The 17,481-nt window shown below is 46.4% G+C and carries 19 protein-coding genes and 1 pseudogene; 3 read left to right on the top strand and 17 right to left on the bottom strand.

Annotation, left to right across the window (positions count from 1 at the left end):
* The first annotated feature begins 29 nt into the window (after window positions 1–29).
* Window positions 30–785: a hypothetical protein gene (locus tag IPL83_19550; GenBank protein MBK9041317.1), complete on the top strand. Its 756-nt coding sequence runs from the start codon at window positions 30–32 to the stop codon at window positions 783–785.
* Between the two features lie 16 nt (window positions 786–801).
* Here the strand turns inward: IPL83_19550 and rfaE2 are convergent, their stop codons facing one another.
* The 17 genes and pseudogenes from rfaE2 to flgF form a co-directional block, all read right to left on the bottom strand.
* Window positions 802–1,272, bottom strand: a complete 471-nt coding sequence (gene rfaE2, locus IPL83_19545; protein MBK9041316.1) for a D-glycero-beta-D-manno-heptose 1-phosphate adenylyltransferase — start codon at window positions 1,270–1,272, stop codon at window positions 802–804.
* Between the two features lie 17 nt (window positions 1,273–1,289).
* On the bottom strand, window positions 1,290–2,261 hold the full coding sequence (locus IPL83_19540) for an RDD family protein (GenBank protein ID MBK9041315.1): 972 nt from the start codon (window positions 2,259–2,261) through the stop codon (window positions 1,290–1,292).
* Between the two features lie 19 nt (window positions 2,262–2,280).
* Entirely contained in the window at window positions 2,281–3,033 is a 753-nt protein-coding gene (locus tag IPL83_19535) for a 16S rRNA (uracil(1498)-N(3))-methyltransferase (GenBank protein MBK9041314.1), read from the bottom strand.
* On the bottom strand, window positions 3,030–3,914 hold the full coding sequence (locus tag IPL83_19530; protein MBK9041313.1) for a 50S ribosomal protein L11 methyltransferase: 885 nt from the start codon (window positions 3,912–3,914) through the stop codon (window positions 3,030–3,032). Before IPL83_19530 ends, IPL83_19535 begins: the two co-directional genes overlap by 4 nt.
* Window positions 3,886–4,602 carry a hypothetical protein gene (locus tag IPL83_19525; protein MBK9041312.1) on the bottom strand — a complete coding sequence of 239 codons (717 nt, stop codon included), beginning with the start codon at window positions 4,600–4,602 and terminating at the stop codon, window positions 3,886–3,888. Before IPL83_19525 ends, IPL83_19530 begins: the two co-directional genes overlap by 29 nt.
* A gap of 140 nt (window positions 4,603–4,742) precedes the next feature.
* Window positions 4,743–5,279: a flagellar assembly protein FliW gene (locus IPL83_19520; GenBank protein ID MBK9041311.1), complete on the bottom strand. Its 537-nt coding sequence runs from the start codon at window positions 5,277–5,279 to the stop codon at window positions 4,743–4,745.
* Window positions 5,280–5,422: 143 nt separating this feature from the next.
* A complete protein-coding gene (gene csrA / locus IPL83_19515; GenBank protein ID MBK9041310.1) occupies window positions 5,423–5,650 on the bottom strand; it encodes a carbon storage regulator CsrA in 228 nt (75 codons plus the stop codon).
* Between the two features lie 301 nt (window positions 5,651–5,951).
* Window positions 5,952–7,039, bottom strand: a pseudogene (gene flgL / locus IPL83_19510) (flagellar hook-associated protein FlgL).
* A 19-nt stretch (window positions 7,040–7,058) separates the two neighbouring features.
* Entirely contained in the window at window positions 7,059–8,483 is a 1,425-nt protein-coding gene (gene flgK, locus IPL83_19505) for a flagellar hook-associated protein FlgK (GenBank protein MBK9041309.1), read from the bottom strand.
* A gap of 88 nt (window positions 8,484–8,571) precedes the next feature.
* A complete protein-coding gene (locus IPL83_19500; protein MBK9041308.1) occupies window positions 8,572–9,087 on the bottom strand; it encodes a flagellar protein FlgN in 516 nt (171 codons plus the stop codon).
* Between the two features lie 26 nt (window positions 9,088–9,113).
* Window positions 9,114–9,422: a flagellar biosynthesis anti-sigma factor FlgM gene (gene flgM, locus IPL83_19495; protein MBK9041307.1), complete on the bottom strand. Its 309-nt coding sequence runs from the start codon at window positions 9,420–9,422 to the stop codon at window positions 9,114–9,116.
* A gap of 116 nt (window positions 9,423–9,538) precedes the next feature.
* The gene (locus tag IPL83_19490) at window positions 9,539–10,237 is read right to left on the bottom strand and encodes a rod-binding protein (protein ID MBK9041306.1); all 699 of its coding nucleotides are present in this window, start codon (window positions 10,235–10,237) and stop codon (window positions 9,539–9,541) included.
* 295 nt (window positions 10,238–10,532) lie between these two features.
* On the bottom strand, window positions 10,533–11,540 hold the full coding sequence (locus IPL83_19485) for a flagellar basal body P-ring protein FlgI (protein MBK9041305.1): 1,008 nt from the start codon (window positions 11,538–11,540) through the stop codon (window positions 10,533–10,535).
* Window positions 11,537–12,316 carry a flagellar basal body L-ring protein FlgH gene (locus tag IPL83_19480; GenBank protein ID MBK9041304.1) on the bottom strand — a complete coding sequence of 260 codons (780 nt, stop codon included), beginning with the start codon at window positions 12,314–12,316 and terminating at the stop codon, window positions 11,537–11,539. Before IPL83_19480 ends, IPL83_19485 begins: the two co-directional genes overlap by 4 nt.
* The gene (flgA, locus tag IPL83_19475; protein MBK9041303.1) at window positions 12,313–13,281 is read right to left on the bottom strand and encodes a flagellar basal body P-ring formation protein FlgA; all 969 of its coding nucleotides are present in this window, start codon (window positions 13,279–13,281) and stop codon (window positions 12,313–12,315) included. The genes IPL83_19480 and flgA overlap by 4 nt, the downstream gene beginning before the upstream one ends.
* A 3-nt stretch (window positions 13,282–13,284) precedes the next feature.
* Window positions 13,285–14,070 carry a flagellar basal-body rod protein FlgG gene (gene flgG / locus IPL83_19470; GenBank protein MBK9041302.1) on the bottom strand — a complete coding sequence of 262 codons (786 nt, stop codon included), beginning with the start codon at window positions 14,068–14,070 and terminating at the stop codon, window positions 13,285–13,287.
* 17 nt (window positions 14,071–14,087) lie between these two features.
* Entirely contained in the window at window positions 14,088–14,897 is an 810-nt protein-coding gene (gene flgF, locus IPL83_19465) for a flagellar basal-body rod protein FlgF (GenBank protein ID MBK9041301.1), read from the bottom strand.
* Window positions 14,898–15,185: 288 nt separating this feature from the next.
* Here flgF and IPL83_19460 point away from each other — a divergent pair, with 288 nt between their 5' ends.
* Window positions 15,186–16,172 carry a lytic transglycosylase domain-containing protein gene (locus IPL83_19460; GenBank protein MBK9041300.1) on the top strand — a complete coding sequence of 329 codons (987 nt, stop codon included), beginning with the start codon at window positions 15,186–15,188 and terminating at the stop codon, window positions 16,170–16,172.
* A 67-nt stretch (window positions 16,173–16,239) separates the two neighbouring features.
* The gene (locus tag IPL83_19455; GenBank protein ID MBK9041299.1) at window positions 16,240–17,430 is read left to right on the top strand and encodes an aspartate kinase; all 1,191 of its coding nucleotides are present in this window, start codon (window positions 16,240–16,242) and stop codon (window positions 17,428–17,430) included.
* The last annotated feature ends 51 nt before the right edge of the window (window positions 17,431–17,481 follow it).

The following is a 17,481-nucleotide window of genomic DNA, read 5'->3' as shown; positions in this document are numbered from 1 at the left end:
TTTTCCTTCAATAGCCCATAATGGGCCCCATGTATAAGAAAGAAATTTTGCCTATTCTGCTCATCTTTTTTTTTAGTCTCAGGGCCATGGCTCTAGATCTGCCCACAGGACTGAACCACGAAAACAGAGTTGAGGTTATCCGTTTGGTTGGGCTGGGTACGAGCAGTAAAATTCTATCTAACCCTTTCCCTCTTGGAGGCTATCCGGGACTTGAAATAGGACTCAGTTTAGAACTCGTCAATGTGGCAGACCTTTCACGACTTGGCGACGGCACAAATAAAGACGAAAGAGAGTTTCGAGTTTCCAGCATCTCCATCGGAAAAGGGCTTTACAAAAGTGTCGACATCTTCTTTCATTTTGTCCCCTTCAGCGAAGATAGCAAAATGAGCGAATATGGCGGATTAGCGAGGTGGTCCTTCTACCAAGCTCGCTTTCTCCCTATCAACCTTTCGCTCCTCCTTCATGGAAACATTTTTAATATGAGCGATTCCCTCATCACAGAAACAATTGGATCTGAACTGATTGCTGGAATCAGCGTCAACACCTTTTCTCTCTATTTTGGAGGCGGATTTCTCTCGAGTTCAGCCCAATTCACGGCTCAAGGTCCCGATGGTGTCGTGGTTTCAACCGACCCTCCAACTTCTCGGGGAACAATCGAAGAAATCGTGAGAGAGGGCCACAGCGTCGTTGGAATAACTCTTCATCTCTTTGATCTTTTTCTTGCGGCACAAATCGATCGCTACCGTGAACCTGTATACAGCCTTAAACTTGGTCTTCGCTTGTAAAAGTTCCGATTTTTTCTCAGCCCAGTTGTAGAATTTTTTCCATTATAGAACTGGTCGATCGGCCTGAAACAAATTGAAGAGTACGCACCTCGCCTCCTCGCTTCCAGACCATCTCTGCCCCGACGATTTTATCAAGGGGCCAATCACCACCTTTGACTAATATATCAGGACACACAGCCTCGATCAGGCGCAAAGGCGTTTCTTCTGAAAAAACAATCACGTAATCAACGCAGGCTAAGGCCGCAAGAATCTCTCCCCGATCCAGTTCATTTTGTATCGGACGCGATTCACCCTTCAAGTTTCTGACACTCACATCCGAATTGAGACCCAAAACCAATATATCTCCGAGAGACTTGGCTTCCTGCAGATAACGAATATGCCCGACATGAAGGAGGTCAAAACAACCGTTTGTAAATACCACTTTCTTATTTTTTCTCAATTGAGAAAGTTCGCGCAATAAAGCCGCTTCCTCTAAAATCTTTCCCATGACGGCTCTCTTGCCAATTAGTGGCGGTGATAAAGCTGCAGCCCTGACAGTCGTGCTGTCAAATCGCGATGAAAAAGTAAGGATAGCAGCGGAAGTACAACCAATCCTGAAATTACAATCAAAAAACTGCGCCAAGCAACGAGCAAGGGATAAAGACCCGAACGATGTTGTCGATCATCACCCATCTGAAAATCAAAAGTCCACTCACCAAGAGTTCGCCCAAAGAAACTTCGTGATACAACGACGTACATCTGCATGATCGCGACAAACAAAACACTCAGACTCATCTGCGTCGCTCCGTCACTGCGCAGGTTAAAGGCCACCGATAGAACCTCAACCTGCGTGACCGATAGCAAGCTCACTAAAAATACCAAACTCAAGGCTACAACCACGGTGAAATCTAGGATGATTGAAGGAAGGGAAATGGCCGCTGGACGCAAAACCCCGCCTTTCGCATCGTGGGCTCCTCTTCGTACTCCCGTCTGGACCTGCTCCGTAACTCTGACACTGGGAGAGATTGGTAAATGACCCGTAACCACCGGTCGACTGGGTGCTTTTCTCGATGCAGGAGCAGGGGACGGCGACGGTGCGGGCGATTGAGGCTCAACATCCGGCTTCGTAGAAAAAATATCGTGCGCGGGATAGCGCGGAAGCGTTGATGATATTTCTACCTTGTTTCGCGTTACAAGGGGACCCAGTCCGGCCGTTTGAGCCGCTTTATTCATGTACTCGTCACCAAGATTGAGGCTGGATACCAATTGATCCATTGCTTCGCGCGCCTTCGCAGGACGCGCGAGACCTTCTCTTTGACTCTGGCTGTTTCCCTGGTCAAAAAATGATTCAGGAGGAACTGATGGCATTGATTTTTTTATATTATCCTGAGAAATGCCAGTCTTTAAGACCTTTTCTCCCAAACGAACAGCCTTCTTATGAAAACCCAAACCCTCAGTTAGCGGCTTGATCTGAAAATCATCTAATTCTTCGGACATTCCATTATTCCCTTCCAACTCACTTCATCAAATCCCATTCATACTTTAAAATGCTGATCAAAGCCAAGCAAGCCGTTTCCACTCGTAGAACTTGACTACCCAAAGTTGTTGGGTGCATCCCGTAGGATTGAAACAATTCCACCTCAGCAAGTGAATACCCTCCCTCGCTGCCAACAAAGATCCAAATTTCATCTATGACTTGGGTTCTCAGAGGCAAAAGAACCTGACGCACATGCTGCGGAGCCGTTCCCTCAAAAGGGAATAAACCCACCGCCCGGCATCTTTTGCTATATTCACTCAACAATTCTTTGAGTGGGACGGGTCCATCCACAGTCATCAAGTCCCCGCGCCCGCTCTGTTGGGTCGCCCCTAAAACAATTTTCTTCCACCGTGTAGACCGGCTCCTTAGGCGCTCATCCACATTCCTAACAAAACTATATTCAGAAACGAAAGGATGAATTTCATAGACCCCCAACTCAACCGCCTTTTCCACGATCGTATCCATAACCTGAAATCGAGGAATCGAAACGGCGAGATGAATGTGAGGGCGTGCGAGAGGAGCAATGGCGCGCTCCTGAAGAATCTTCGCCCAGGCTGATTTTCCCTTCAGCTTTGTGACCTCTACCAAATAAGCCTTACCTCCTGAGGTCAGCATTTCAAATTTAGATCCGACTCCCTGACGGCAAACGACAATCACATGATGAAAGACCTCTCCATGCAGATGGATCTCATTATCTTTGAGATCCTCTAAATCAAACCAATAGCGTCTCACTGCAAAACCCGCGAGAGGTGGAACCCCACCCACTCATCCCTTTCTAATCGAGCTCTCTGAATAAAATGAAATTCTTCCCATTCAAATTCACGAACAAATTCCTCTTCTCTTTCCAAAAGAATCCCACTCAGTATAAGATCTCCTCCGATAGCCACTCGCTCCATAAGGGCCCCGCGAAGATCAACAAGAACTCCATCGATAATATTGGCCACGACAACATCGAAGGATCCCGTTACTCTCTCGATTTGTTCGTCATAGATTTCAATTGTATCAATCTTGTTCAGTTTAATGTTTTCCGTGGCTACAGCGCGCGCCTGAATATCGATTTCGGTGGCTCCAACTTGCTTTGCTCCCCACAAGGCTGAAGCCATGGCCAAAATGCCCGTCCCTGTGCCCACGTCCAGAACAGTTTTTGCTTCAAGGTTAATGTTTGCTAAAAAACAGGCAGCCAGCTGGGTCGTCGCGTGAGTGCCTGTTCCGAAGGCCATGCCGGGATCAAGTAATATTTTTTTTAAAGCTTCTGAAGGAGGCAGGCTCCAGCTCGGCACGATCCAAACATCTCCGGCCAAACAAAAAGGCTCAAAACCCTTTTTCCACTCCTCTAGCCAATCTTTCTCCACTTCCTCTCGAATTTTCCACGCCAGGTTTGGAAACTGCCGAGAGATTTCTAACAAGAGATTCTCGTCCGGTTTTAAAGGAAAATAAACCTCAAGATCATGATAAGCCGTTGACACTGTTTCGGGTTCGTAGCGAAGAGATTCTTGCCGAAATTGCAGATTTTCACTGATGCCACTGGCGCCAAACGAAAAACACAAATCCGTAAGAACATCTTCTTGACTGCTCAAAACCCCTTTAAGCTCTAAAACGAAATAGGAGATCACGCTGTAACCCTCGCCAAATTTTTCTGGCGAAGAGTACCAAAAACTTGGAACTCTGAAAACACAAAGAACACCTAATTAGGGCAGCTGCGCCTCTTCCGAGTCCTTTGGGAGCCGTTGGCTCAGCGGGCTGGACCGCTGCGGGTACTTTATTCACAGCCATTTTGGGTTCTTTGACAGGACTGACCTGTGCCTCCCTCGTCGAAACTTTGTCCGTTTCTGATGTCGGTGCGCGAATCCCCTTTTCCGGTCGTGCAGAGGTCAAATCGACCTCGTCTCCAACCATAAGATAATTTTCATCAAGGATGGGAAGATTCTTACGATCAAACAGTGCATGCTCGCGAGCGACGCTGACTCCCTTTTGCACAAACAAAACTTTGACTTCTCCCACGGGAATAACAAGTTCACCCGGACTCTTGTTTTGATAAGCATCATAAAGCCCAATCTGGCGCATGACGGTCACGATCATTCCTGGCTTTAAGCCCTTTTCTGTTCCGCCATTCAAATAGAAATCCTTCTCTGTGACTTCACCGTTAGTCATTGCTAATCGTCGACGCACCTCAAAGATTGAGAGGGCCATCGAAGAGGGCGGACAAACCGCCATATAGACGAGAGCTACGGCTAAGTAAAATTTCAATTTTTTCAGAGACCCAATGAATGGATCTTGACCATCCCTGATAGCTGCACTCATAGGCGACTCCCTCCCTGGGAATTGCGCCGCCCTCCTAGCAGAATATTATTACCGTCCTGGTTATCAAACTGATCGGGGTTTGTATTCGAAAACTTAAAGGCTCCGAATACGTTCAGGACAAAAAGCCCGCTCGCTATTTCTCAGGCTTCCGGCTGAAGGATAGATTTCGGATCAGGTAGGCGCACGGCCACACCCCAATCAAGTGCCTGGCTCTTTATCGAAAGAGAAGGATTTTGATAAACTCGCTGCTGAAGCTTCGCAAAAATTGGCTCCTTGATTGCCAAAGTACTATCTTGCATAACCGATTGACGTCCAATGCGTGCGGCCACGTTAATAATCAAAGGCGCCTTAAGGTTAGCGGTCATTTGAGTTGGATCTTCTGGAATAGTGATAATCGCAAAACTTCTCGTTCCTTCCGTCGATTTGAGCTGTAAAACTTCCAAATCGTACTTGGAGAGCTTGTAGACATAGTGACTGACAAAAAGTTCTGGTTCCAGTACAGGAAAGGCTAGGCCAGGCTCTTCACAACTCTGCAGCCAAGCAAATATTTCATCATTAGGGTCATCCAACAGGACAAATTTTCGATAATCATTAAAACCCAAAAGGCCTTCAGGAAAATCAATGACGTCTTGTTCGGTTATTTCAACCACACCAAACCTAGAGGTTTGAATCCTCATAATCAGCCCCCCTGATACTGTTGAGGATGCCCACAAAAATAAGACACGGCAAGACAAAAGCCGAACGAAAAAGAGCAAAGCCCTTTTGTTAATCATTATTCTAACTAAAAATTAAACAACGCGTCACTACTGTGGAGTAGAGCCTAGGGCTTTAGAAGTTTTGCGACGGCACGAGTGCTATCTGATGTCGCGGTCGAGGACTCTTGATTTTGATCCTGTATGGCTTGATAGACTTCTTCTCTGTGAATTTTTGTGTCCTTGGGTGCTTCAATCCCAAGTCGCACCTGTTTGCCTTTGATCTGAACGACACGGATTTTGATATGATCATCTATCGCAATACATTCGCCTAGTTTTCGAGTCAGAACCAACATGGGTCAGTCTCCTTCAACATCCTGGTCAAAGCTTCGAGGGTTTTCGGTAATCCTTCACCCATCAATGACCTCTACGGTAGAAATCAATCGAAACCTTAGCTATTATTTCTAGGGATGAAAGTCAAGATAGGCCGGTTCCACCAGAATCTCACTTGAAAGAATAACAGCCTATTTGAATTAAAATGGGGTAAATCCTCACTATATCACCAGGAAATTCGCTGCCAACTTGAATCTACTCTTCTGATCCAAAAATTAATGAATTCTTATTATTAACCCTCGCCCATGGATTCAGCCACGGATCTTATCTCAGAAAATCCAATAAAGAGGGTTGAATCAACTTCCCGCTTGTGGCGAGCGTTGCCTTGAGAGTACTCTCCGCTTTGTTGATATCACTCACAACTTCAAATGTGTCGGCATCTTCCATTTCGGAAATAAACGAATTGCTGTCAACCTTGGATTTCTGTAAGGTCTCCATAGCAGAATTCAAAGTCATCACACGCGAGCCAACCTGCGACCGAGCCATGACAACTTGAGAAGTGGCTGCGTCTAAATATTCCAGGGCATCCTGGACTGCCCCCTTGTCATTTGCTCTCAGAGCCGTGGTGAGATCAGATACGACAGCAAAGAGATTCACCCCAGCGATTGATTGAGCGGGCTCTTTTTCCTATCGCTTTGATAGGCCCCACCATGAACAGTGGATGGTTCACGTTGGTACAATGCAGGTTCAGAATCTATCTTCTTTGGCTCCGATTTTATTTCCTGGGATTGACCCTGCTCAACAAATTCCTCGATCGTTCGAGCTTGTTGAGTCGTGCCATGAGTGATCCGATCTTTTGACAATCCCTCTCCTAAAAAAACCTTTGCTCCCGGCAAGTTCATGGCTAGAAATGAGCCCTTATCGACATGAATCATCATTTCGCCGCTGTCGCCGCTATAGAATCCATTGATATCAAAGGGAGAGGTCGTCGTCTTAAAACCAGAGAAAATAAAACGATCGCCGTGCTGGCGATTGCCAATTTGAACCATTTGATTGTAAATTTGCTCTATCTCCGTGGCAACGACATCGCGAGACAACTCGTTCGACCCAGCATCACCCGCCTGACTCAATGCCAACTCTTTGGCCCTTATCAATTGATCGGTCAATTCTCCCAAGGATTGATCTGTTATTTCTAGAAATGATCGAGCGAAATCGAGGTTTTTTATATATTGTTTTGTCCCAGAAAGTTCGACTCGAGAACCCAACACTCTCGCCGCCGCCACAGGATCGTCACTTGGCTTAGTCACCCGTTTTTGAGTGGCCGCTTGATTCTGAAGTTGGGACATCTCCGATCGGTTTTTTGCGAGATTACTGTTCACCTGTTCAAAACTCATCTTGTCAGCAATTCGCATGACTCATTATCCACTCGCTTTAAAGGCGTTTTAGGTTTAAGACTGTGTCCATCATTTCATCCGCAGTCCGAATGAGCCGAGCCGAAGCATCGAATGACTTTTGAAACTCAATCATCTTTGCGGTTTCTTCATCGAGACTCACTCCGCTGATACTCTCCCTGATATTCTTTAGCTGCTTAACGATATCCTTTTGAGACTCGTGCTCAGAATTCGCTCGAGCCATTTGCACACCGAGTTCACCCACCACCGAGCTGTAAAAATTATCTAGGCTATCAACCCCTCCGAAAACTGGCTTGTATTGAAGGGAAGAGAGAACATTTGCAATTCGGTTATCTCCAGGCGCATCGGGTTGCGCAGCCGCTGAAATCCGCCCCACATCTTGCAAGACCGATTCAGACACTCTTATATTTTTTGCAGCCTCTTGCTCAGATTTAGGCAGTTCAAAAAAAACCTGCCCCTTCTTATTGTAACGATCGTATCCCTCGATGTGAGCTTTGTTCACCTCTTCAGCCAAGGTATAAGCCATATGATCCATTTTTTTTAGTAATCCATTGGCGACTTTATCCCGAACATCAAGCAGTCCGCCTATCTTCCCACCATTTAATTGTTTGGTCACATTGACCGGGGTTCCCGTTTCTGTTGGGCGATAAAAGATATCGACGTTACCCTCTCTCTTCCCCTCGCGACCAGGCGTTGAGGCGACAAAAAATTCACGATAACTATTTCCGGAGACGAGAACAGCGCTATTTCCCGCCGTGATCGCCATTTGTCCGTCTTCACCCTCAGCATATCGGATATTGACAAGCCCACTTAACTTCTTAATCAAGAGATCGCGTCGATCTCTCTCATCATTTGCAGGAACCTCATTTAATTCCACCATTTGAATTTTATCGCTAAGATCAGCAATTTCCTTCGTGAGGCCATTTATTTCGACAACGTGAGAAGTAATCTGGAAATCGATATCTTTTTGAATGCTCGTGATCTGATCGTGAACTCGTGAAAAATCCTTAGTCAAAAAATCAGCCGATTCTTTCACCAATGTGCGTGCTGCCAATCCCTCAGGATTATTAGAAAGCTCACGAAAGGAATTAAAAAACTCCGCCATGAATTTATTTAATCCCTTATTTACTTGCTCATTGTAGACCTGTTCAACTCGTGCTAAGGACTCCATTCGGCCCTCCGCAAACCCTAAACTGTTTCCTTGCTTCTCGACCTGACGCTCGAGATATGAATTGTTTGTTCTGGTGACGGACGTGGCTCTCGCCCCCATACCGATTCGAAGCTTTCCATTTCCAATGGGAACGTTCGACTGCACTTCAACCCGCTGACGGGAGTACCCTTCTGTGGATTTATTTGCGACGTTATGGGAGACAGTTTGCAGTGCCGTCTGACTGTTCATCAGAGAGCGCTTGCCCACATCCATCATCCCCCAGATTCGTGACATCCTGTCCTGCCTCTCCGGAGCTGCCCATCCTAAGCAGCTGAATTATTCATGATCTTCACGATCAATAATCACTCAAAAAAACTCGTCACTAGGCTTCACGACTGACCAACTGACCCGACTGTGCTGGCTGATCCAATATCTGACCCTTTGCTTGGTAAACAGGCTTCTCTGTCAGAGTGTCTCTAATCGCCTTCATGGCTCCAGTGATCTTCTCCAAAGCAGAATTAACCAGAGTTTCGTTTTGCTTATTGTATTCTTGAACACGTTTTAACAGCAGCTCCAGAACTGAGTGCAAATTTCTCAAGCGATCTTCAACTTCTCCTCCAAAATGGACAGCCAACTCGTTCAAACGAGGAGTCTCAACCAAAAGCCCTGCGGCTGCTGCCAATTCGGCAACATATCTCACCCGCAAACTCTCCAAAGCCCTCAGCTTTAGAAATATGGCCTCTTTTGTTTTGTTGTTCTCATTTAGATCATCCAGATTGGCAGACACCAATATTTCTTTTTCACGACGAACCGTATCTAAAAGGGAGCGATAAATTTTGACTTGATCTTCTAAATTGAAAATCAATTTATCATAGGACTGTTTCGTGTCCAAATTCACAAATACCCCACCCCTTCAATCGAAGCTTAGTCCGGAAAATTTAAATGCTCATCAACCAAGCGATCTGCAATGGCTGCAGAATCGGTTTTGTACTTGCCTTCATCGATGAGTTGTTGCAATTTTGCCACTCTCGCCTCGTCAACCGTTTGACGACCTGCAATCTCTTTGGCCTTTTGAAATGCTTGGGCCCGATCCGACACATTCACTCTGACTGAATCCGACAACTCACTCACACCTACCCGATCTTTGACTTTCTCGGTCCCGTCTGTGCTTTTCTCCTTGGCTGTCCCTATATTCTGAATGTTTGGACCTGTGGAACTATTGGTGACTTTCATTTTGCCTCCAACGCAAGACTATTCCAACCATTGTACCACAATGAGACGGAATGCCGCAACGGAAAGGCCCTTCGACTCTCTCCATAGTAATAATAACTTGTTTGCATTTTTCCAATTTACGCTCCATTACTCACATTTTTCGTCACTGTCCAGGCCATGGCCTCATTGCCAGCCTCCATGAGACCGAGCTTTTGACCTGCCTCAAGCCTTTCGCCCACCAAAGATGGGCTGTTGTATCCAATGTAGTTCAAAATTGATTCCACTCCCTCGCCATGATCTATTCTGCTCACGCATCTCCCCCCAGGAGACCGAAAGGACTGCAACAATCTCCCAGACCAAGGGCTAGTTACCTCCCTCTCTCTCCCGCTTTGCTGATGGGGCGGACACTGAAGAATAAAGGAAGCACTCTGCTCCCCCTTAGATATTGCCTTCGTCGACTCTTGACCTGGAAGGCCAAGAGGTTTGGCAGCGCTCGGAACTGGCAAGGGCCCTCGGGGTGCCGGTAAATTTGAATCCCTGCCAAGCACCTGTTCCTTTAGCTGATTAAAGATCATGTCTGTCAGGCCGATCCCACCCTTTTCTTTCCAGGCATCAACATACTGTTCATCAAGTTGGTCTCGATAGATTCTTTGAGCAAAACTTCCTGGCAGTATTCCTTCTCCTTCAGGAACAGTTTTCCGCATCGCCCTGAATATCTCGTTCAGAAAATGACGCTCATACATCTGAGCCGCTTCTCGCAATTTCGCCTCTTGCTCTGCCCTGGGCTTGATATCTTGAAGAAGATGCATTTGATGCAAATTAACTGGTGCGGTCATGACTTCACCCGCCTTCCAATCTTTATAAAAGAATGCCTGAAGAAAAAATGAAAAAGGGAAGATGAGTCAGAAAAGGTCGTGCATCCTGCACTCTTGGTAGCAAACTCGGTACGTGGCCATTCTTTGGCTGGCACTGAATCTCTGTTCCTGCTTCCTGCGCGAAACTGGAATCTCTTGAACCTTCCTTGGCTTACGCTCTCTAACTCACCCACCCCCTGAGACCAACAACACATCCATGTGTTGCATGCCTCACGTATAATTTTAGCTTTAATGTTCAATTCCTTAAAATCTTTTTTCATAGAATTTCCAGATCGCCCTGTAAAGCACCAGCCGATTTGATGCTTTGGAGAATCGTGATCAGGTCTTTAGGAGAGATGCCCATACGATTCAAAATTTTCGCCAAGTCTCCAACACTTGGGGCCTCTTCGAGGATCATGATTCGGTCCGATTCTTTCCCTTTTTGGCTGTCGTTCCCGACCTTGATCGATAGATCTCCATGGCTAATTGCAATTTTTGAAATCCGGACCTCGTGACCAATCACCACCGTTCCTGTCTTCTCATTGACCACGACCTTAGCTCGGGTATCTGGCGAAATATCGAGAGTTTCTATCATCGCGAGAAGTTCCACTCCACGGCCCTCATAGGTGGAAGGCGAAACAATATCAATCGTGCCAGCGTCCAAAGCCGACGAATATTTCCCTGCGAGCTCCATATTTATTTTCTGAGAAACACGAGCTGCGGTCGTGAAATCGGGATTATGTAGAGTCAAACGAAACAATTTTCGACCGGAAAACTGCTCCCCAACATCTCTCTCGATGATAGCACCGTTTGGGATTCTTCCAACGGTTTCATGAACTCCCCCTTGAGCACTTCCTATTAATACAGCTCCCTGTGCGACAGCATATATTTGTTGATCAGCAGCTCTCAGAGGTGATTGAACCAAAGTACCCCCGCGCAAACTGGAAGCATCTCCAACCGCACTGACCGTGATGTCGAGTTGATTTCCGGCGCGCGAAAATGGAGGAAGATTCGCTGTCATAATGACTGCAGCGACATTCTTTGATCCTCCCTCTTTGCCCGTCAATTTCATTCCCAAGTGATCCAACATACGTTGCAAGCTCTTGTCAGTGTAATCGGATTTACTATCACCAGTTCCATTTAGACCGACAACCAATCCATACCCAACAAGCTGATTGCTGCGAACACCACGAATATTCGCAATATCTTTCAAACGCGCCGCCTGAGCGCTCAAGGCGCAGGCGATGATGACGATCAGAAGTTGGACGACCAAAAAGATTTTCATTCGTCCTTCCTCTTTACGCTCATAATATCGTATTTTGAATCAAGTAACTGAGTGGAGCTGATGCCCTCATCAGAGAAATCTTCGGCTCGCACCACACCCGTGACGATCACCTTGTATTCTCTTGGGCCAATCATAAAAGGCTGAGTTCCTCGCACCCGATAGTTGCCATCTATTAGGCGCTCGGTGATTCGGGTTGGAACTGTTTGGACAGGAAAGCCTTCATTGCCCGGGTTCGTGTCTGGCTTGCTCGCCTCAACGCTCTTCGCTGCGGGGTCTTGATCTCCCGTTTTAGCAGCTGAGGGTGGGACAGTGGTTCCTCCGGGGGGACTTCCGGCCGGAGTGCGAGGCGAGATCGGTGGTGGAATATTTTTTTGCTCCATCTTCGCGAGTAGTTTCCGTATCACGTTCACTTTTGTTTGCAATTGATCGCGTGGCTCACCATCAACTTTCACAGGCAATGAGTCTCCAATCATTCGAATGATATTTTGTGAAAAGAGATAGGATCCCTGACCCTCCATAACCCAAAGTGAACCGGCTCGATTGTCCAGCTGAGCTTCTTCCGACAGAGATTGTTTTGTGGTCCGACGATATTGCCTGCGGGTCGGATTGGCCATCGTCGAGTTTTCAGAAAATTTTGTGTAGTTTGACTTTTGCATCTCGTCCTGCTCTAACAAATCACGCCCGTTGAGAAAGCCCTTTAACTTTTTTCCAAAGCCAGCACATCCCGCAAGAATCAAACACAAACAAAAAAGAGACGCAACTTGGCGGAACCTCATTTTAAGATGACCTCCCCTTTCGCCTTTGCTATCCCAGATATTGACTGCTTGTTTGCGCCCACTCGCAAAAGAACAACATCACCTATAAACCCCTCATTTTCAGCGCGGGCCATTGTTGTTACTTCCATTTTTCCCTCTTGGGCCGTCACCTTGACCCAATCCCCTCTATTGACGGCCTTTTCTTTAAGTAAATCATGCTCAAAAAGAACTTGTCCCATGGCCTTTGTCAGACGAACTTTTCGGCCCAGAACACTCTCCCCGCTCAAAACTAAATCTCGCGCAAAGGTGACATCATGATACTCAATTTTAATGTGGTCTGCCGTGATCGTCTCTCCGAACGACAATCCTCTTGTAAGAATTGGCACCTGTTTAAAAAGACGAGCGACTCCGTTAACCCAATATCGAACTCTTTCGGGTGAAATGCCGCTCCTGTTTTCAAATTGTATTGCCGCGCTAAAGGAGCCCTTAGGTAAATCGGGAACTCCCACAAATTGCCATCCAGCAGTCAAATTTACCAATTCGGACAATCGAGGCAGATTTAATTCATGGATTTCAATTCTACAGTTTGGACATTGGCTCTTCCATTGATTGAGAAGCGCCTCACGAACCTCAAAATCAGTGAGCGTCTTTCCAGGATTGAGAACTTCAATTTCAGAGGGAATAACGAAATTGTACTTTTCGGCCAAATGAGGGTTCTGTTTGTGCACCTGACGAATAAGAGACGAAATCAGAAGGTTAGAAAGCTGACGGGTCTCCTTTTCTTTGGGAGAATTGCCAATCGGATATCTCTTAAAAATCGATGCTAGGCTCCGACCTCCATCGTCATTTGGCAACAGATGAGCCAAGGTCAGCTGAGAATCATCTCGGCGAACAATTTTTGATCTGATGCGAATCGAATCTTTGGCTTCGACCGAAAGTCTCATGAGAGCCATTGTAAATAGGAGGAGCCAACTCACGTAGCGCAATCATCACCTCAGGTTATTCATATATTGAAGCATTTGATCCGAGGCCTGAACGACTTTCGAACTTGTTTCGTAAGCTCTTTGGGCCGTTATCATATTGACCATTTCATCAACTATATTCACGTTGCTCGTCTCAACCTGTCCCTGCGCTAAAACACCCAGGCCGTTTTGTCCAGGAGTGCCTTGCTGAGGCAGACCACTTGCATTGCTCGGGAAGAAGAGATTACGCCCAATGCTCTTGAGGCCGGCAGGATTGACAAAATTAACCAACTGAATTTGACCGATATTTTGGGGTACCGTGTTGGTTCCAAGTATAATCTGCACAGTTCCATCCGGATTTATTTCAACACCAGAGGCATCAGGAGGAATTGTGATTTCAGGTTGCAAGGCATTTCCATTCTGATCCATCAAGCGGCCATCAGGCCCCTTCTTGAAAGCGCCATTGCGAGTGTACCCGATTTGTCCATCCGGCATCTGGAGGGGGAAAAATCCCGAACCTTGGATTTCTACGTCAAAGGGAGCTCGCGTCACTTTGGTGGACCCCTGCTCAAAGTCTTTCTGAACGGCTGCCGTTTTTACTCCCAACCCCACTTGGACTCCAGTTGGCGTGACCGAATTGGCACCCGTCTGAGCCCCTGGCTCTCGAATGGTTTGGTACATTAAATCTTCAAATTCAGCGCGCGCCTTTTTAAAACCTGTCGTCGAAACATTCGCCAAATTATTCGCGATCGTATCCATATTTGTTTGCTGAGCTTGCATTCCAGTCGCCGCGGTATTCAGAGCCTTTAGCATAAAATCAACCTACCGAGTTAAGAAGTACGAGGAATTTCATTCACCAATTTTGAATCCATTTGATCAAAAGCCTTGATGGCCTGTTGAGTGCTTTCAAAGGCCCGTGATGTTGCAACCATATCTGTCATTTCTTCCACGATATTCACATTGCTGCTCTCGACAAAGCCCTGATGTATTTTTGGAACTAAGGTTCGCTGAAATTCTTGGTTAAAGTTCGGCTTAAGCCCATAAAAAGAGCTCCCTGTTTTGACGAGTCCATCTCGATTGGCAACGTCCACGAGCGAGAGCTCTCCTACGAGCTGCCCATTCGCGAACACCTGACCCTCATAGGAAACGGTGATATTTCTCCGCCCATCAACATTGATGACACGCTGGGAAGGCTCTTGAGTCCCCGCCGCTAGTACAGGAAACCCCTCCTTTGTGACCATGCGTCCCTCGCCATCAACAGTGAACGATCCATTGCGTGTCAATTTGACACCCTCTGGAGTGAGAACTTCAAAAAATCCCTGTCCTTCAAGAGCTAAATCAAGAAGATTTCCCGTTTGCTTCAAAGACCCCTGAGCAAAATCAGTATAAGATCCCGCAGCGTTCACGTAACCGCGATCACCGCCTTGCATATCATAAAAGCTTTGAATGGAAGCAGGAATCTTTGGAACCTGAATCACTTCCGGAAGCTTTTCATAAGCACTCAGATATTCATTAAATACCTGCCGATCCTTTTTAAAGGAAGTTGTATTGGAGTTAGCAATATTATTAGCGAGAGTGTCCAATCGTGATGATTGGGCCATTGCTCCGCTCAATGCCGTGTAAATACCCTTACTGCTCATAAGGCTGTGCCCCCTCTCTCCACATTGAGCAAGTCTCATGCCACGGTGTGCCCTCTGTGACCTAGGCCCAGAGAATCCTTGATCGACTTGCCTCCATTTTTCTTTGATCTCGATTGAGTTATGAAATGATTGGGTTGATAGTAAACAGCAGGTGTCGGATTTGCGTTTTTAAATTGTCATTCTTTTGACGGTGAGGGCGAATGTCTGACACGCAACTTCGGTCTAGATCGGAAGTTGTGTGTTTCCATCGCACCAGTTAGAATGGAGGAAGAAATAACCACTTCTCATATGAATAGGATCTTTTCTCTGAAGTATTTCATCATCATATTTTTATTAAGTATAGGAACCAAATCGACGTCTGTCGTCCTTGCTCTGCCATCGAAAAACCAAACAGCGATCTCTCCGTCCAACCTACTCGAATCTGGCGTTTCTAAAGCGGTCAGCCCAAAATCTAAAACGGTCACTCCAAAAATTGATATTCCCAAGTATGATATCCCGATCACCTACAACAGCAAAGTGCGCTATTGGGTTAATTACTTTCAAGGCGAGGGGCGCAATTGGTTTAAACTGCGAATGGAGAGATCCTATCGGTATCTCCCATTGATGCAGGCCCATATGACTGATCGAGGAATTCCTGAGGATCTTGCTTATGTTTCCATGATTGAAAGTGGTTTTTCACCCCACGCAACGAGTGAAGCCGATGCTGTGGGCTACTGGCAATTTATCAAGCCGACCGCCAGTCGCTATGGTCTCAGGATTAACTGGTGGATTGATGAACGCCGCGATTTTACCAAAAGTTCACGTGCAGCTGCTTCTTATCTGAGCGATCTCTATAAAATGTTTAACTCTTGGTATCTGACAGCGGCAGCCTACAACATGGGAGAAGGAAGACTGAAGCGACTCATTGCTCAACACAAGACTGATAATTTTTGGGTTCTTTCGAAGAAGCGAAATTTCCCTGATGAAACTCGGGATTACATACCCAAGTTAATTGCAGCTATGTTGATCGCTAAAAATCCGCAACTCTATGGGTTTCGTGAAATTCAGCCGATGTCTCCGTATTCTTATGAATACTTTTCCGTGCCGGGGGGGACCGATTTGTTCCAACTGGCAAAATTTATTGGTGTGAAGAAGGAAGATCTGAGAATAATCAATCCAGAACTTGTTCATGGTTTCATTCCAAGTTTTGTTGGCAATCACCGGATCCGCATACCAAAAGGAACGACGACCCACGTGTCTGAATATGTACGAGGGCAACTTCAAAAAAATCTCTAATCATTCGCTTTGCTAAGCCTATGAGTAGTGATAAATTCAGCCATCGTCATCGAAACTTGGAATATTCATGAACCTCATTGTACAAAAATATGGCGGAAGCAGTTTAAAAACACCCGAGGCCATTCGGAATGTAGCCAAGCGGATTGCTCAGCTACGCCAGTCAGGAAAGCAAGTTATTGTCGTAGTGAGTGCTATGGGATCAGCCACTGATGACCTGTTGGATCTCGCATATCTCGTCAGCTCCAGGCCCAACCGCCGTGAGCTCGACATGCTGCTAACCACAGGAGAGAGAGTGAGCATGGCACTGATGAGCATGGCCCTTCATGACCTCGGATGTCCTTCCATCAGCCTGACCGGAAGTCAGGCTGGCGTATTCACTGATTCTTCTCACAGCAATGCTCGAATATGCGATGTCAAACCCATTCGAGTCGCCGAAAATCTAGCTCAAGGCAAAGTGGTTGTCTTGGCGGGTTTTCAGGGAGTAGACCCAATAAGCAAAGAAATAACAACACTTGGTCGCGGCGGTTCAGATACAACAGCCGTAGCAATGGCCGCTCATTTTCAAGCCCAGAGATGTGAGATGCTAAAAGATGTCGATGGGATATATTCGGCGGATCCAAAGATCCTTGGTGGCACGATTCGCTATTCTGAATTTCCAATTTTAGCTCTTGAAGAATCTTGTTTTTGGGGATCTAAAATCCTACACTACCGAAGTGCAGAACTTGCTCGCATCTTGAGCGTGCCTCTTTACATAGGAAGTTCTGTCAACCCCGACAAAGGAACCATTATTCTCAACAAAGACAAGGACTCTGGGATGTACGAGAAATCCAAGCCCCTCGCCGTTAACGTTCTCAATGAAGTTCACCATCTGGCTGTCAATTGCAAGCACCCTGACGAAGAGCTTGCTTGTCTCGAAAAAATTCTCATAGACAATCAGTTGGCCTGGCCGCAGATTTTAGCCAGCGTCTATGAGAACAGCGAGTGGCGGGCGATGATTGCATCGAGCGAAGAACAAATAAAGGCCTTGAAAAGCGCCCTCCAGGGCACAGAGATTCGATGCATAAAGGAAACTCTCTGCGGAATCACCCTGACCTGCCAAGGAAGTTATTCATCTGACTTGCCAAAAAAGATCATGGCTTGCCTCAAAAAGGCCGAAATTTTTCCGCATAAGTCACTGCACACGGGAGATAGCATTTCGGTTTTTGTCACTCCTGAATTTCGTGACAAGACGGTCCAGGCTCTACACCAACTCATTTAGAATCCTTGGCTACTTAGGGCCAGGTTGTATCAAAAAACATATCTTAGAATA

This window comes from Bdellovibrionales bacterium (genome assembly GCA_016716765.1).
In the GTDB taxonomy this organism is placed as follows: Bacteria; Bdellovibrionota; Bdellovibrionia; order Bdellovibrionales; family UBA1609; genus JADJVA01.
This window is presented reverse-complemented; position numbering and strand designations above follow the sequence as displayed.

Excerpts from the sequence above, each read along its gene's own strand:
- IPL83_19550 (MBK9041317.1), top strand. The coding sequence starts at position 30 with ATGTATAAGAAAGAAATTTTGCCTATTCTGCTCATCTTTTTTTTTAGT.
- rfaE2 (MBK9041316.1), bottom strand. The coding sequence starts at position 1,272 with ATGGGAAAGATTTTAGAGGAAGCGGCTTTATTGCGCGAACTTTCTCAA.
- IPL83_19540 (MBK9041315.1), bottom strand. The coding sequence starts at position 2,261 with ATGTCCGAAGAATTAGATGATTTTCAGATCAAGCCGCTAACTGAGGGT.
- IPL83_19525 (MBK9041312.1), bottom strand. The coding sequence starts at position 4,602 with ATGAGTGCAGCTATCAGGGATGGTCAAGATCCATTCATTGGGTCTCTG.
- IPL83_19520 (MBK9041311.1), bottom strand. The coding sequence starts at position 5,279 with ATGAGGATTCAAACCTCTAGGTTTGGTGTGGTTGAAATAACCGAACAA.
- csrA (MBK9041310.1), bottom strand. The coding sequence starts at position 5,650 with ATGTTGGTTCTGACTCGAAAACTAGGCGAATGTATTGCGATAGATGAT.
- flgK (MBK9041309.1), bottom strand. The coding sequence starts at position 8,483 with ATGTCACGAATCTGGGGGATGATGGATGTGGGCAAGCGCTCTCTGATG.
- flgM (MBK9041307.1), bottom strand. The coding sequence starts at position 9,422 with ATGAAAGTCACCAATAGTTCCACAGGTCCAAACATTCAGAATATAGGG.
- IPL83_19490 (MBK9041306.1), bottom strand. The coding sequence starts at position 10,237 with ATGACCGCACCAGTTAATTTGCATCAAATGCATCTTCTTCAAGATATC.
- IPL83_19485 (MBK9041305.1), bottom strand. The coding sequence starts at position 11,540 with ATGAAAATCTTTTTGGTCGTCCAACTTCTGATCGTCATCATCGCCTGC.
- IPL83_19480 (MBK9041304.1), bottom strand. The coding sequence starts at position 12,316 with ATGAGGTTCCGCCAAGTTGCGTCTCTTTTTTGTTTGTGTTTGATTCTT.
- flgG (MBK9041302.1), bottom strand. The coding sequence starts at position 14,070 with ATGCTAAAGGCTCTGAATACCGCGGCGACTGGAATGCAAGCTCAGCAA.
- flgF (MBK9041301.1), bottom strand. The coding sequence starts at position 14,897 with ATGAGCAGTAAGGGTATTTACACGGCATTGAGCGGAGCAATGGCCCAA.
- IPL83_19460 (MBK9041300.1), top strand. The coding sequence starts at position 15,186 with ATGAATAGGATCTTTTCTCTGAAGTATTTCATCATCATATTTTTATTA.
- IPL83_19455 (MBK9041299.1), top strand. The coding sequence starts at position 16,240 with ATGAACCTCATTGTACAAAAATATGGCGGAAGCAGTTTAAAAACACCC.